Origin of the sequence: Pedobacter lithocola (genome assembly GCF_042650845.1) — a bacterium.
In the GTDB taxonomy this organism is placed as follows: Bacteria; Bacteroidota; Bacteroidia; order Sphingobacteriales; family Sphingobacteriaceae; genus Pedobacter; species Pedobacter lithocola.
The window spans coordinates 1-14,279 of sequence record NZ_JBHSBW010000008.1 but is presented as its reverse complement, the minus strand read 5'-3'; the positions used below and the strand labels follow the sequence as shown (position 1 = coordinate 14,279).

The following is a 14,279-nucleotide window of genomic DNA, read 5'->3' as shown; positions in this document are numbered from 1 at the left end:
TGAATCCGTACTTCATTACCTCGCTTGCGCTACATTGACATCTCTTTTAAGAACTTATCGGCATAAACCTCACGGCTGCCTTTTTTTTTATATCGTTAAACGTTTAATCAGCAGGGAGTCTTATTAGTCTCCCATTTATTAAACGTCTATTTCAATCTTTTTTTAACCCTTCCCGACATCCGCCGTTCCGGTTTGTTTTCCCTTCGTTTCCGTTGGGAGTGCAAAGGTAGAAATCTTTTTTTAATTCGCAAATAAAATAATTTTTTATTTTTATTAGCTCCTTCTCAATCTCTAACCCAGCTTTTCAATTCAATTCCGTCTCTTCCGAACCGGGTTGCAAAGGTAATAAAATTTCCCCCTCCCACAAGAACTATTTTAAAATAATTCCCAACCTTTTTCTCATCTCTTAAACCTTAACCCTTCCTCCGAAGCGGGTTGCAAAAGTAGAAAAAACAAAGCAGTTTCCAAACAGTCCCCCCCTTTTGTTTCATCCCATCCCACAACTCCATGATTCTCAATAAGAAAAAATTAAACTCACTTGAAACATTTTAAGCATTTTAATGTTATCGCCAGGTTTGTTATCGAAATTCAGCTTTTATTGCTTTATGATATTTGCTATAAGAAAAGGATATTTCGGGGGGTTGTATAAATCACTATACTTAAAAAGTTTCACGCATTGGTAATGCTTAAAAATGATAGATATATATTTACAACGGTAAAATACTCCTCCTAATTTCATAAAAACCTTTTCCTGCAGATGACCCCGATAACGCAGAATGAATGCTGGTGAGGATGGAAGCCAATGGGATTATTTCCTTTTAAAGGCCAGAACCGGAAACCTGAGTTATCTGCACAGACCTATATAATCTAAACCCGACCCTAATGGAAAACCCGCAGGTGAGGAACGAACCGAGGATTTGGAATGGAGGGCGGGAGTAACGTTAAAAAAATGATCAGGAACCTGATTTACCGAAAAAATTAATATTGACCTGTGCTTAATAAAACCAATGTACAAGCTTCTACGGGTTCGATATTATGAGCGTTTAACAAATTGACCAATTCGTCATTCTCAGTACCAGGATTAAAAATGACGCGTTTGGGATTAGTTTCTACTATATAATCATGGTATTGGGATTGCAAGTCTGGTCCAATGTATAAAGTAATTGTATCTATGTCGCTATGTATTTCATTTGGTTTCTCAATTTCAACGTCCGCAACTTCACCACGTTTAATGCCAACATTAACTATATCATGGTTAAACCGCTTTAACATGTGAGCAGCTTTATAGGAATATCTAGAAGGATCGGTAGAAGCACCAATAATTAATGTTTTTTTCATATTTTATTTAACAACATTTTAAATGTAAAGTTTTATTGAGATGATAGGATGGCATTGGCACAATTTATTCCATCAATTGCTGCAGATACTATACCGCCGGCATAACCTGCACCTTCTGCGCAAGGGTACAAACCCTTAATTTGAGGGTGTTGGTAGGTTTCTTTATCTCTCGGTATGCGTACGGGAGATGATGTCCGGCTTTCTACTCCTACCAAAATAGCTTCATTAGTATAGTAACCTTTCATTTTTTTTCCGAATAATGGTAAGGCAGCTTTTAAACTGTCCGTTACAAATTCGGGAAGGATGTTATCAAGCATTGTGCTTTTTGTACCCGGTAGATAGGAGTTTTTAGGTAAGTCGATTGATAACTTATTGTTTACAAAATCTATCATTCTTTGTGCTGGTGCAACTAAGTTACCACCTCCTGCATCGAAAGCTAGTTTTTCGATTTCGGATTGGAAGTTTAACATCCTCAAGGGATCATAACCCTGAACATCGTTTAGTGTTACCTGAACCACGGTACCAGAATTTGCAAAAGGATTATTTCGTTTAGAAGGCGACCAACCGTTAACAACGATTTCATTTTCGCCTGTGGCGCAAGGAGCAATTATACCGCCTGGACACATACAAAAAGAGAACACACCACGACTACCTACCTGCTCCACTAAGCTATAATATGCTGGCGGTAAAAATTCTGAACGAATATCGCAGTGGTATTGAGCAGCATCTATTATTTCTTGAGGATGCTCTATCCGAACACCTAAAGCAAAAGGCTTGGCTTCTATTAAAACGTTTTTGCTATTCAATAACTCATATACATCTCTAGCCGAATGCCCGGTAGCTAATATTATATTATCTGCATAAAGTTTATCCTGATAATTAATTTCTATGCCTTTAACTTTTCCAAATTCGATAATGATGTCTGTCATGCGGCTATCGAACATAACTTCTCCCCCGGCATTTAGCATAGTGTCTTTTATCGAAGTGATAATGTGAGGCAATTTGTTAGTGCCAATATGCGGGCGGGCATCAATAGCAATGTTTGGCTCGGCACCATGATTTACAAAAACTTGCAATACCTTATTAATATCACCACGTTTATTTGAGCGGGTATATAACTTACCATCAGAATAAGTTCCTGCCCCACCTTCGCCATAACAATAATTTGATTCGGTATTGATAAGGCCTTGTTTATTTATTGCAGCTAAATCTCTACGTCGTTGTTTTACATCTTTACCTCTTTCTATTATGATTGGCTTTAAACCATTCTCTATACATTGTAACGCCGCAAACAAACCTGCTGGACCGGCGCCTATAATCAGTACAGGTTTTGCCTCACTGACATTTTGATAGTTAATAATATGTATATTAGGAATAGGCTCTTCATCTACATAAACTTTAATTTGAAGCCGATATATAACTTTTCTAGAACGTGCATCTATAGACCGTTTTAATATTTGAAAGCCTTTTATCCTGATTTCCGGAAGCTTTAATGCCTCTGCTAATTTCTGATTGATAACTTCAGTTTGCTCAACCTGATGCGGGAGCAGTGTGATTTCGATATCTTTATGCATACAACTTGTCAGGTTTTTATCCTGAATTGTAACAAAGGTACAGATTTTGATATCTAATTAGTAAATTGACCATAATTCAATTAGACTATAAAACAAAAACCATAAAAATGAAAAGATTAGTATTTGGAATTTTAGCTGCTGTAATAGCAGTAACCACTTTAAGTTCATGCGGATATAACAGCATGGTGAAATTGGATGAGAACGTAAAATCGAAATGGGGAACTGTTCAAACCCAATATCAACGAAGAGCAGATTTAATACCAAACTTAGTTAGTACAGTTAAAGGTGCGGCAAAATTTGAGCAAGGTACATTAACCGCAGTTGTAGAGGCACGTGCAAAAGCAACACAAATGACAGTAAAAGCTGATGAACTAACTCCAGAAAATATTCAGAAATATCAGGCAGCACAAGGTCAGTTAAGTCAGGCATTAGGTAAATTATTATCTATTACCGAAGCTTATCCAGAGTTAAGAGCTACACAACAATTTAGCGATTTATCGGCTCAGTTGGAAAGTACTGAAAACAGAATTACTGTTGCCCGTAAAGATTTTAACGATGCTGTGCAAGAATACAATGGCAAAATAAGATCATTCCCTACAAATTTAACGGCAGGAATGTTTGGTTTTAAAGCTAAAGGTTATTTCGAAGCTGATGCTGCAGCTAAAGATGCTCCAAAAGTAGAGTTTTAAAATTCTGGCTATAACATTTGAGGGTAATAAGTGTTTAAACATTTGAACATTTATTACCCTTTTTACTTCATTTTAAAATAAAGACATGTCGTTATTTTCGGAAACTGAACAAGATAAAATTGCAAAAGCCATTGCTGATGCAGAAAATGCTACCTCGGGTGAAATTAGAATTGCTATTGATAAACATTGCGAAGGTGATGCTTATGAAAAAGCCATTGAGTACTTCGCTAAACTAGAAATGGATAAAACTGCACAACGAAATGGTGTATTGATTTATTTAGCCCATTCAGATCATAAATTTGCTATTATTGGTGATAGCGGAATTAACAGAGTTGTTCCTGATAATTTTTGGGAAACTACAAAAATTGCAATGAATGCACATTTTGCTAAAGGTAATTTAGCCGACGGTATTATAGCAGGAGTAGCCTTAGCTGGAGAAAAATTAGCTCTATTTTTTCCATATCAACGTGGAGATATTAATGAACTACCTAATGATATTGTTTACTTAAATAATGAAAATAAATAGAAGATGAAAAAAATATTTCTTTTATCGTTATTTAGTTTAATATTTTCTGTTGCTTTTGCTCAGGATTTTCCTGCTAAACCTACAACATTAGTAAATGATTATTCCAATGTCTTATCGGCATCTCAAAAACAAGCATTAGAACAAAAGCTGGTTTCATTTGATGATTCTTCTTCAACTCAAATTGCAATTGCAATTGTTAAATCAGTTGGCGATTATGATATTAATGAGTATGCGGTAGAATTAGGCCGAAAGTGGGGTGTTGGTCAAAGCGGTAAAAACAACGGTATTATGATTGTGGTAGCCGTTGGAGATAGAAAAATTTCTATCCAAACTGGTTACGGTGTTGAAGGTGCATTGCCAGATATTTATGCCAAACGCATAATTGATAACGATATTAAGCCGAATTTTAAAGCGGGTGATTATTACGCAGGTTTAGATGCCGGCACAACATCAATTATAAAATACACAAAAGGCGAATACAAAAATGATAATCCAAGAGTCGCTTCTAAAAAAGGAGCATCAGGAAGCGTCGTAATTATCATCATCATAATTATTGTAATCATTATAATTATGAGGAAAGGTGGTGGCGGCGGTAATGGAGAAATTATTGGAAGCCGTGGTGCATCGAATGCATTATTTTGGGCAATGTTATTTGGCGGTGGCGGTGGAAGAGGCGGAAGTGGTTTTGGTGGTGGAAGCAGCTGGGGCGGCGGAGGCTCTTCAGGCGGTGGTGGATTTGGTGGTTTCGGTGGAGGAAGTTTTGGTGGCGGAGGCTCTAGTGGTAGTTGGTAGTTTGGTTAGTTGGTTAGTTGGTTAGTTGGTTAGTTGCTAAACTTGATAACTGCTTAGTTGTTTTTTGGTAATTGTTAACTGAATAACGATAACTGGCAACCGATAACAGGCAACTGGTAATTCATAATTGATAATGTATAGAAGAGATTTAATAACCGCTGAAATTCAAAAACTTGCCCAAGTATTAGCCAGAATAATGGGCTTAAAACTTGAAGGCAAATTAGAAGAAGCCGAGCAGATTTTTGAAGAAACCATGCGTGGAAGCTTTTTTCTTCCAATTGAAATCCTCGAAGATAAAAATGCTCTACCTTTTGAAGAATGGTTAATTAATAGTGATTTACCATCCGAGAAATTGGATTCATTGAGCGAATTTTTATATTATGAATTAGGCGTTAGCAATGAACGCAACGCTATTATTGCGCCAAAGCTTAACTTAATTTATAATGAACTTGCTGATAAACATAAAATTGTTCATCTGGTTAATATGCATCGCCAGAAGATAATTCAGCAGTATTTATAATTGAGTGCTTATAAAACATTTATTAAATTAAAACATGATTATTGAAAAGTGGCAAAAAATTGCTTCAAAATATTTGGTTAAAGAAAAATGGGCTACTTTAAGAGTTGATACTTGTAAATTACCAAATGGAACAATAAAGGATGACTACTATGTGCTTGAATATCCCAATTGGGCTAATGCTGTTGCGTTAACAAAAGAGGGAAAAATCATTTTGGTTAGACAGTATCGTTTTGCTGCAGATATTATTTCTCTAGAAATTCCTGGCGGTGTGATTGAGGATGGTGAAGAACCAGAAGTTGGAGTTAAGCGGGAGTTGCAGGAAGAAACTGGCTATAGTTTTGAAAGCTGTGAGTTAATTGCTACGCTTTATCCTAATCCTGCAACATCAACTAATAAAACATTTACCTACTTATTAAAAGGCGGAACTAAAACTCATGAGCAACATTTAGATGAACATGAGATTTTAAATGTTGAAGAATATACAGTTGAAGAGGTAAAACAACTTTTAAAGGATAATAAAATAGACCAGGCATTACATGTTGCGGCTTTGTTTTACGGTTTGGCTGAAATTGACAAGAGTTATAATCGATAATAAAGTATTCAAAAATACTTGTGGATTCAAAATTAATTCTAAAAAAAATGCCTGACTATTTAAATCAGGCATTTTTTACTTTAAGCAAGATGGTTAAAGGAATTATGCATACATCCTTCACTCTAGCTCATTTTTAATTTCTTTTGAATATCGTGAACATAAGCTTTAAACTTTTTGTCCGTATCGATTAAATCTTCAACCGTTTGGCAAGCATAAATAACCGTACTATGATCGCGACCACCGAAGAAGGCACCAATGGTTTTTAATGATGATTTTGTATGGCTTTTTGAAAGATACATTGAAATTTGACGAGCCTGAACGATTTCTCTTTTACGAGTCTGCGATTTAACCATATCAACCGGAACCTCAAAATATTCGCAAACCAGTTTCTGAATGTATTCCATAGAAATCTCTTTCGAAGTATTCTTTATGAAGTTTTTCAGCATTTGTTTAGCCAAGTTTAAATCAATCTCCTTTTTATTTAAGGTTGCTTGCGCTAATAATGAAACCATCGCACCTTCCAATTCACGAACGTTATTGTCGATGTTATGAGCAACATATTCTACAACCTCTCCTGGCAATTCAATACCATCAGCATACATTTTCTTTCTTAAAATAGCTATACGCGTTTCTAAGTCTGGAATTTGTAAATCTGCTGAAAGTCCCCATTTAAAACGACTTAATAAGCGTTCTTCTAAACCAGCTAAATCTTTTGGTGCTTTATCTGAGGTTAAAATAACCTGCTTTCCTGATTGGTGCAGATGATTAAAGATATGGAAGAAGATATCCTGAGTCTTTTCTTTTCCGGCGAAATTATGTACATCATCCATAATGATTACGTCCATTGCCTGATAAAAATTGACAAAATCGTTAATCGTATTATTTTTTAATGAGTCAACGAACTGTTGGCAAAATTTCTCACAACTAACATAAATAACCAATTTATCTGGCATGCTACGTTTGATCTCGTTGCCAATAGCCTGTGCTAAGTGTGTTTTTCCTAATCCAACACCACCATAAATCATTAATGGGTTGAATGACGTGCCGCCTGGTTTAGCAGCTACAGCATAACCTGCAGAACGGGCTAAACGGTTGCAATCTCCTTCAATATAATTTTCGAAAGTATAGTTAGAATTTAATTGAGGATCTACGTTTAATTTCTTTAATCCGGGGATGATGAACGGATTTTTAATGTCTTTGTTAATCGATACCGGAATAGGCATGGATTGAATTTTTGCTTCTGCCCCATTTCCGTTTGAAGGCATATTTGTAGTGTAAGGACTCCCGCTGTTTGATGATTTATCTACAACGATATTATATTCTAACCGGCCATCCTCTCCGAGTTGTTTTTTAACAGTTTTACGTAATAAGCCTACGTAATGCTCTTCAAGCCATTCGTAAAAGAACAAACTCGGTACCTGAATGGTTAAAACCTTACCTTCTAATTTAAGGGCTGTTATTGGCTCGAACCAGGTTTTAAAACTTTGGTTCGGGATGTTATCCTTAATAATTTGAAGACAGTTCTTCCACACTTCTGTACAAGTTTTTTCCATTGCGATTTCTATAATTTATTGGTTTACAGTGCCGATTCGAATTTACGGGATGGTCCGTTTCGGGACTACGAATATTGATAAAATTATCAACATTTGAAACAAAAATTTCAATTATTTTGTAACGTATTCATAAGCAGTTATCTATCACACTTAACCTGAATTTTTAGTGTGGATAACTATTTATTAACATTGGTTTTCCACAATAAAATCGATTTAACGGTACTAATTCCCCATTTCGAGCAAATCTAAAATTCACAAAGTAATTGGTTAATATTCGCCAAAGGTGTTTCTTAAAACATCAGCTATCTCCCCTAGGGTTGCATATTTTTCTATAGCATCTATAATTAAGGGCATTAGATTAGTGTCAGTTTTAGATGCATCAGCAATTGAGTTCAATGCCTTTGTTACTGCCACATTATCCCGTTCGGTTTTTAGCTGTTCTAATTTTTGAGTTTGAAGTTTACGAATAGAATCATCAATATTAAAAACTTCGGTTATGCCTTCTTCCTTTTGAGTAAATTTATTTACACCAACCGAAATCCTGCTACCATCTTCAATTTCATTTTGATATTCGTATGCGGCAGATGCAATTTCTTGCTGCATGTAATCACTTTCGATTGCATTTACAGATCCGCCCATTGCATCAATTTTTTCGATATAAGCCCAAGCCGCAGCTTCAACCTCGTCTGTTAAACTTTCAACAAAAAAAGAGCCCGCCAAAGGATCCACTGTATCGGTTACACCACTTTCAAAACCAATAATTTGTTGGGTTCTTAAGGCAATTTTTGCGGCAGCTTCTGTTGGTAAAGATAATGCTTCATCATAGCCGTTAGTGTGTAACGATTGCGTTCCACCTAAAACAGCAGCCATTGCTTGATTGGTAACACGGATAACATTATTTAAAGGTTGCTGAGCCGTTAAAGTAGAACCACCGGTTTGAGTGTGAAAGCGAAGCATCTGTGCCTTCTCATCCATTGCGCCTAAATCTTTCGTAATCTTTGCCCACATCCTTCTTGCTGCTCTAAATTTCGCAATCTCTTCAAAAAAATTGTTGTGGCAATTAAAAAAGAACGATAATCGTTTAGCAAAAACATTAATATCTAATCCTTTATCTATCGCTGCTTTTAAATAAGTTTTACCATTAGCTAGTGTAAATGCTAATTCCTGAACTGCGGTTGAGCCTGCCTCGCGTATGTGATAGCCAGAAATAGAAATCGTGTTCCATTTTGGCACCTCTTTACTACAGAACTCAAAAATATCGGTAATTAACCGCATAGATGGTTTTGGAGGATAAATATATGTTCCTCGGGCAGCATATTCTTTTAAAATATCATTTTGTATTGTTCCCGATATTTGTTTTAAATCTGCTCCTTGCTTTTTTGCCAATGCAATGTACATGGCAAGCAGAATGGAAGCAGTTGCATTAATTGTCATTGATGTAGTGATGTTTTTCAGCTCAATTCCATCAAATAATATCTCCATATCTTTTAACGAATCGATTGCCACACCCACTTTTCCTACTTCCCCATCAGCCATTTCATGATCAGAATCATAACCAATTTGAGTTGGTAAATCAAAAGCAACAGACAAACCAGTTGTGCCTTGATTTAACAAATAATGATAACGTTTATTGGATTCTTCTGCTGTAGAAAAACCGGCATATTGCCTCATTGTCCATAACCTACCGCGATACATATCTTTTTGAATACCCCGAGTAAAAGGAAATTCTCCGGGCTTTTCTACCATTGGCTGTGCCGACAAATACAATTCCTTAATTTCGATCCCAGATGTAGTGGTATGTTTTTTATCGCTCATAATTTGATTGTAGGTTGGTTCAGTAGCTCATTGGTAATCTTTTACAATTTAGAATATTGCAAGTTTCCAATTATGTTACAAGCTTAAATTAGAATAGTTTCTGTATGTCTTTTTTTATTAACTCAATAGTTAAATCATAAGGATTTTCATCAATGCTGGCCATGTGCTGCAAAATTGCTTTGCTTAATTCTATTCCGTTGGCATCGGCGGGTAAACCTTGCACAGCATTATTTATCATTGCAATGGTATCATCTTTCAGCTTCCTTACCACGTTCCATGTAATACTATCTACGTAAAGTTGTTGTGTTATATTATGCTGATATTCTGAACGGATTTCGTTTAAAATGCCAGCCTGTAAAACTGCAATTCCTATTCCTTGTTGGTGCAATCGAATTAATAAATTAGCTGGATTAATTCTATCAATAAAAATGATTAAACGTTCGTGTGCCTGTAATCTCAAAGGCAGCAAATGAGCTCTGGATTCTTTGTTTAACTCAACCGTTTTCAAATTAAAAAAAGGCTGTATATCGTTTTTCAAAAAACAATAAAGCACAAATAAGGCAATTGAAATTCCTATTGCAAGAGTAAATATATCGGTTAAGATTTGTTGTGTATTCATGGTATTGTTTAAGTACGGTAATTTTAAAACCCGATAAAAGCAAAAATGTGCATTATTATTTATATTTGTGATAGATTAAATTTAAATAACATGAGCACAACAGTTGATACCGCATTTGCACCAGTTACTTTTTCTGAAGGTGCAGCAAAAGAGTTATATAAATTGAAAGATCAACAAGAAATTGGTGATGATTATGGTTTACGCGTAGGCGTTGAAGGTGGAGGTTGCGCAGGTATGAATTATATTTTAGGTTTCGACCAAAGAAAAGATGGCGACCAAGAATATTATATTGATGGCATTAAAGTTTTTATGAACAAAGCACACCAAATGTATTTAATGGGAATGATGATTGACTGGCAAGATGGTTTAAACTCTCGCGGCTTTACTTTTGTTAACCCTAATGCAACCAGCACGTGCGGTTGCGGAACAAGTTTTTCGGCATAAAGAAAATTAAATTGTAACATAATACACAGTCCCCTTGTCTAAACAACGGGACTTTTTTATTTTTAAAGTAATTTGCTAATAAAAGTCTTATCGCAATTACGCTTATAACTAAATGAATTACAGAGAAAACATCAGGCTGGCATTACAATCTATCAAAAGCAATCGGTTACGTACCATGCTTACGGCTTTAATTATTGCGATTGGTTTAAGTGCACTTGTTGGCATTTTAACTACACTCGATGCCGTAAAAACCAGCATGACTCAGGCATTTAGTAGTATGGGTGCAAATTCATTTACCATACGTAACCGCGGTACCGGGATTAGAATTGGCGGACAAGGAAAAAGACCAAAGCCCTTTAAGGCTATTCGATACGAAGATGCAGTAAATTTTAAAGACAGCTTAAATACACCCGCAACAGTTGCAGTAAGTGTTTTTGCCAGTGGTGGTTCTACTGTAAAAAATGGAAGTTTAAAAACAAATCCAAATATAAATGTTCAAGGTATTGATGAAAACGGCTTAAACTCTCAAGGTTTGAGTTTAGCCGAAGGAAGAAATTTTAGCACATCAGAGGTAGAATTAGGTAGTAATGTTTGTATCGTAGGTAGTGAAATTGTAGAAAAGCTATTTAAAAATGCCGACCCAATGGATAAACTTATTAATGTTGGCAACAACAGGTTTAAAATTGTAGGCGTTTTGGCAACCAAAGGTTCGAGTATGGGTTTTAGTGGCGATAGAGCAGTTTATGTTCCACTATTAAAAGCAAAGCAAATTAATGCAAATGCTAATCCATCTTATACCATTACGGTAATGGTACCAACCAATGATATGCAGGAAAATATTATTGGAGAATCTACAGCATTATTTAGAAATATTAGAAAAGTAAAAATTAATGAACCAAACAATTTTGAAATTACCAAGAGCGATGCAGTAGCTCAAACCTTATTCGAAAACCTAGCTTTCGTAGCAATTGGAGGTGTAGCCATTGGAATTATTACTTTAATTGGTGCATCTATCGGGTTGATGAATATTATGTTGGTTTCGGTTACGGAAAGAACCCGTGAAATTGGAATCAGAAAAGCAATTGGTGCAAACCCAAAAGTTATTCGCCGCCAGTTTTTAATTGAAGCCGTAGTAATTTGTTTGATGGGTGGTAGCTTAGGTATATTTCTTGGTATTGTTATTGGAAATTTAATCTCACTGGCTATGGGTGGTTCATTTATAATACCATGGTTATTTATATTCGGAGGTTTTGTTATCTGTGTTGGCGTTGGTATTTTATCAGGTTATTATCCTGCAAAAAAAGCATCAAAACTAGACCCAGTTGAAGCCTTGAGGTATGAATAAACAATAGCCATATCTCATGCTAATCTTCTTATTTTAAAAGAATGGATTTATAGGCTGTGAGAATTAAAGAATTTAAAGTAAAGCATTATTGAGTTGATGCATGCTTAAAAGTCTTTGCATCGAACTTGTATTCAGACTTTCTTGTAAGGCTGCTGCGTGTTTAAGATGATGCATATCGCTGCCGATAAAATCTACTAAATGATTCTCGACCATGTATTCCGCAACTTTTTTAGCGCTCGTACCGTAGTATCCGGTTAATGCTATAGAATTTAATTGTAGCAAACAGCCAGTTTCCCTAATCTGTTGATAGGTTTCTGTTGCACCATAATAATACGGATATCGTTCTGGATGAGCCAAAACAGGCTTGTAGCCAGCATTCTGAATGGTTTTAATGAAATTGAAAAGGTTTTGCGGAGCGTTTATATAAGAAAGTTCAAACAGTAGATAATTATTTCCAAACGTTAAAACATCCTTTCGCCTGATCTTCTTTTCTAATGTTTCATCTAAATAATACTCGGCTGCTGCATTAACATCTAAATCTAACTGAATATCAAGCAAACCCTTTCTTAGAATATCTAAAGCTCTATTTATTGTATCTGGCGTATTTCTAAAATAATCTGCCATGATATGAGGCGTAGCGATAAGTTTTTTAAAGCCAAGTGCCTTAAACTTTTTGGCAAGCAGTAAAGAATCGTTAAGGGTTTGCGCACCATCATCTATGCCCGGAATAATGTGCGAGTGCATATCCGTACCAATGTTTGCAAAATTAAATTGTGGTGTTGTTTTCTTCTTTTTGAAAAAATCGAGCATTTTAATTTAACTGTGAGATCTAAACTTCTTTGGGCAAATTTGAAGCTTCAGCAGCTACCGCTAATTTAGAAGAATAAATTTTAGATAACAATTGATTTATATTTTCACTTAAATCAAATTGAAAATCTTCATGAAGTTTTTTAGACTTATTTAAGGTGATAGCAACTGTTTTTAAATAATATGTAGCAAATAAAAAACCAAAGTCCTTATATCCGAAAACAGATTTTTTATAATCGACTGGAATTTTATTTAAGATATAAATTTTTAATTCTACCTCACCTACAGCATCTTTCGTTACTTTATAAAAATGATTTACACCAGTAATCATTTTCCTAACTTTAGCTAGCGCTTCTTTAACTGTTAATTTTTTGAGCTCGGGTATTTGATTGTCGATATCAGATTTTATCTGCTCCTTTCGATTTTCCAAATCCGATTCATCTTCAAGCAATTTAAAATGTAGGTGTTCTGTTAAAACTTTATCCTTTGCAATTAAGCGAAGCAATAACTTATCCTTTTCTTTAACAGGTAATTCTGTAATAACGAGTTTTAAGTTTTTATGCTCGGCAAGCTTCATTTAAAACGGATTTGCTTTAATGTACTTTTCCCACTCCCATGCAGAACGCATCATTTCATTAATATCTAATTGTGTTTGCCAGTTAAGCAACTCTTTTGATTTGGTTACATCGCCATAAATTTGTTCGATATCTCCTTCTCTACGAGCACCAATTTGGTAATTCAATTTTTCACCTGTTGATGATTCGAAAGCTTTAATAATTTCCAATACAGATGTTCCTTTTCCTGTACCAATATTAAACACTTCGTAATTGGTTTCTGCACTAGTGCTTTCCATTCTTTTTATAGCAGCAACATGTGCTTTAGCTAAATCAACCACATGGATATAATCACGAATTGCACTTCCATCAGGTGTGTTGTAATCGTTACCATAAACCGTAATCGGACCACGTTTACCTATAGCAGATTGTGTAATAAAAGGTACTAAGTTTGCAGGAACGCCAATTGGTAATTCTCCAATCAATGCAGTTTCATGTGCACCAACCGGGTTAAAATAACGTAAAGCAACAACATTTAAATCTGGAGTTACTGCAGCAGTTTCTACTAAAATTTCCTCAGCAATTTGCTTAGTATTTCCATAAGGAGATTCTGCTTGTTTAACGTTTTCAGCTTCAGTAACCGGTAAATTATCTGGTTGCCCGTAAACCGTACAAGAAGAAGAAAAAACGAAATTGATTTTTCTGTTAAAAGCTTCTAATAGATTAATAAGGCTAAAAAAATTGTTTTTATAGTATTTTAAAGGTTTTTGAACAGATTCGCCAACAGCCTTAAAAGCTGCGAAGTGAATAATACCAGTAATATCATTATGCTTCGCAGCGAAATCATTTACTTTTTGAACATCACATAAATCGAATTGATGAAACGCTGGCTTTACACCAATTATGGCTCCAATCTGATCCAAAATTTTAATACTGGAGTTTGATAAATCATCAATAATTACAACTTCATAACCCGCGTTATGCAATTCGACAACAGTATGAGAACCTATGTATCCGGTGCCTCCGGTAACTAAAATTTTAGACATTTTTTAACGATTGTATTTATTGAAATCTTTGTGTTCTATTTTTGCCAAAGCCTCTTCAGGCAATG

General features: G+C 35.3%; 15 protein-coding genes. 7 read left to right on the top strand and 8 right to left on the bottom strand.

The features are described from left to right. Positions 1-978 precede the first annotated feature (978 nt). Together ACFOWA_RS08855 and ACFOWA_RS08850 are read right to left on the bottom strand one after the other, a co-directional pair. Positions 979-1,338 (bottom strand): CoA-binding protein, encoded by a 360-nt coding sequence (locus tag ACFOWA_RS08855; protein WP_378984167.1) that lies wholly within the window; start codon positions 1,336-1,338, stop codon positions 979-981. 32 nt (positions 1,339-1,370) lie between these two features. Next, positions 1,371-2,912 (bottom strand): NAD(P)/FAD-dependent oxidoreductase, encoded by a 1,542-nt coding sequence (locus ACFOWA_RS08850; protein WP_378984165.1) that lies wholly within the window; start codon positions 2,910-2,912, stop codon positions 1,371-1,373. A gap of 107 nt (positions 2,913-3,019) precedes the next feature. Between ACFOWA_RS08850 and ACFOWA_RS08845 the strand changes: the two genes are divergently transcribed. The 5 genes from ACFOWA_RS08845 to ACFOWA_RS08825 all read left to right on the top strand — a co-directional run bounded on the left by ACFOWA_RS08845 (position 3,020) and on the right by ACFOWA_RS08825 (position 6,031). After that, the gene (locus ACFOWA_RS08845) at positions 3,020-3,601 is read left to right on the top strand and encodes a LemA family protein (RefSeq protein WP_378984163.1); all 582 of its coding nucleotides are present in this window, start codon (positions 3,020-3,022) and stop codon (positions 3,599-3,601) included. Between the two features lie 85 nt (positions 3,602-3,686). After that, the gene (locus tag ACFOWA_RS08840; RefSeq protein ID WP_378984161.1) at positions 3,687-4,127 is read left to right on the top strand and encodes a TPM domain-containing protein; all 441 of its coding nucleotides are present in this window, start codon (positions 3,687-3,689) and stop codon (positions 4,125-4,127) included. A gap of 3 nt (positions 4,128-4,130) precedes the next feature. Further along, positions 4,131-4,919, top strand: a complete 789-nt coding sequence (locus ACFOWA_RS08835) for a TPM domain-containing protein (protein ID WP_378984159.1) — start codon at positions 4,131-4,133, stop codon at positions 4,917-4,919. Positions 4,920-5,052: 133 nt separating this feature from the next. After that, positions 5,053-5,439, top strand: a complete 387-nt coding sequence (locus ACFOWA_RS08830; RefSeq protein ID WP_378984156.1) for a hypothetical protein — start codon at positions 5,053-5,055, stop codon at positions 5,437-5,439. Between the two features lie 34 nt (positions 5,440-5,473). After that, on the top strand, positions 5,474-6,031 hold the full coding sequence (locus ACFOWA_RS08825; RefSeq protein WP_378984155.1) for an NUDIX hydrolase: 558 nt from the start codon (positions 5,474-5,476) through the stop codon (positions 6,029-6,031). 122 nt (positions 6,032-6,153) lie between these two features. Here ACFOWA_RS08825 and dnaA read toward each other — a convergent pair whose 3' ends face one another. The 3 genes from dnaA to ACFOWA_RS08810 all read right to left on the bottom strand — a co-directional run bounded on the left by dnaA (position 6,154) and on the right by ACFOWA_RS08810 (position 10,018). After that, complete coding sequence (dnaA, locus tag ACFOWA_RS08820; protein WP_188416942.1) at positions 6,154-7,584, bottom strand: chromosomal replication initiator protein DnaA; 1,431 nt, start codon at positions 7,582-7,584, stop codon at positions 6,154-6,156. 267 nt (positions 7,585-7,851) lie between these two features. Further along, entirely contained in the window at positions 7,852-9,399 is a 1,548-nt protein-coding gene (locus ACFOWA_RS08815; RefSeq protein WP_378984153.1) for an acyl-CoA mutase large subunit family protein, read from the bottom strand. 88 nt (positions 9,400-9,487) lie between these two features. Next, positions 9,488-10,018 carry a DUF7935 family protein gene (locus ACFOWA_RS08810; protein ID WP_378984151.1) on the bottom strand — a complete coding sequence of 177 codons (531 nt, stop codon included), beginning with the start codon at positions 10,016-10,018 and terminating at the stop codon, positions 9,488-9,490. 90 nt (positions 10,019-10,108) lie between these two features. Between ACFOWA_RS08810 and ACFOWA_RS08805 the strand changes: the two genes are divergently transcribed. Continuing rightward, positions 10,109-10,462, top strand: coding sequence for a HesB/IscA family protein (locus tag ACFOWA_RS08805; RefSeq protein ID WP_378984150.1), 354 nt, complete (start codon positions 10,109-10,111; stop codon positions 10,460-10,462). A 112-nt stretch (positions 10,463-10,574) separates the two neighbouring features. Continuing rightward, a complete protein-coding gene (locus tag ACFOWA_RS08800; protein ID WP_378984148.1) occupies positions 10,575-11,807 on the top strand; it encodes an ABC transporter permease in 1,233 nt (410 codons plus the stop codon). 72 nt (positions 11,808-11,879) lie between these two features. Here the strand turns inward: ACFOWA_RS08800 and ACFOWA_RS08795 are convergent, their stop codons facing one another. Genes ACFOWA_RS08795 through galE form a run of 3 tightly spaced genes read right to left on the bottom strand, consistent with a single transcriptional unit; the run spans position 11,880 to position 14,214 of the window. After that, positions 11,880-12,617, bottom strand: a complete 738-nt coding sequence (locus tag ACFOWA_RS08795) for a tyrosine-protein phosphatase (protein WP_378984146.1) — start codon at positions 12,615-12,617, stop codon at positions 11,880-11,882. Positions 12,618-12,636: 19 nt separating this feature from the next. Next, positions 12,637-13,191 carry a hypothetical protein gene (locus tag ACFOWA_RS08790; protein WP_378984144.1) on the bottom strand — a complete coding sequence of 185 codons (555 nt, stop codon included), beginning with the start codon at positions 13,189-13,191 and terminating at the stop codon, positions 12,637-12,639. Then, the gene (gene galE / locus ACFOWA_RS08785; protein ID WP_378984142.1) at positions 13,192-14,214 is read right to left on the bottom strand and encodes a UDP-glucose 4-epimerase GalE; all 1,023 of its coding nucleotides are present in this window, start codon (positions 14,212-14,214) and stop codon (positions 13,192-13,194) included. It lies immediately after the preceding gene. Between the last annotated feature and the right edge of the window lie 65 nt (positions 14,215-14,279).

Excerpts from the sequence above, each read along its gene's own strand:
- ACFOWA_RS08790 (WP_378984144.1), bottom strand. The coding sequence starts at position 13,191 with ATGAAGCTTGCCGAGCATAAAAACTTAAAACTCGTTATTACAGAATTA.
- ACFOWA_RS08825 (WP_378984155.1), top strand. The coding sequence starts at position 5,474 with ATGATTATTGAAAAGTGGCAAAAAATTGCTTCAAAATATTTGGTTAAA.
- ACFOWA_RS08805 (WP_378984150.1), top strand. The coding sequence starts at position 10,109 with ATGAGCACAACAGTTGATACCGCATTTGCACCAGTTACTTTTTCTGAA.
- ACFOWA_RS08810 (WP_378984151.1), bottom strand. The coding sequence starts at position 10,018 with ATGAATACACAACAAATCTTAACCGATATATTTACTCTTGCAATAGGA.
- galE (WP_378984142.1), bottom strand. The coding sequence starts at position 14,214 with ATGTCTAAAATTTTAGTTACCGGAGGCACCGGATACATAGGTTCTCAT.
- ACFOWA_RS08815 (WP_378984153.1), bottom strand. The coding sequence starts at position 9,399 with ATGAGCGATAAAAAACATACCACTACATCTGGGATCGAAATTAAGGAA.
- ACFOWA_RS08845 (WP_378984163.1), top strand. The coding sequence starts at position 3,020 with ATGAAAAGATTAGTATTTGGAATTTTAGCTGCTGTAATAGCAGTAACC.
- ACFOWA_RS08840 (WP_378984161.1), top strand. The coding sequence starts at position 3,687 with ATGTCGTTATTTTCGGAAACTGAACAAGATAAAATTGCAAAAGCCATT.
- ACFOWA_RS08855 (WP_378984167.1), bottom strand. The coding sequence starts at position 1,338 with ATGAAAAAAACATTAATTATTGGTGCTTCTACCGATCCTTCTAGATAT.
- ACFOWA_RS08795 (WP_378984146.1), bottom strand. The coding sequence starts at position 12,617 with ATGCTCGATTTTTTCAAAAAGAAGAAAACAACACCACAATTTAATTTT.
- ACFOWA_RS08835 (WP_378984159.1), top strand. The coding sequence starts at position 4,131 with ATGAAAAAAATATTTCTTTTATCGTTATTTAGTTTAATATTTTCTGTT.
- ACFOWA_RS08830 (WP_378984156.1), top strand. The coding sequence starts at position 5,053 with ATGTATAGAAGAGATTTAATAACCGCTGAAATTCAAAAACTTGCCCAA.
- ACFOWA_RS08800 (WP_378984148.1), top strand. The coding sequence starts at position 10,575 with ATGAATTACAGAGAAAACATCAGGCTGGCATTACAATCTATCAAAAGC.
- dnaA (WP_188416942.1), bottom strand. The coding sequence starts at position 7,584 with ATGGAAAAAACTTGTACAGAAGTGTGGAAGAACTGTCTTCAAATTATT.
- ACFOWA_RS08850 (WP_378984165.1), bottom strand. The coding sequence starts at position 2,912 with ATGCATAAAGATATCGAAATCACACTGCTCCCGCATCAGGTTGAGCAA.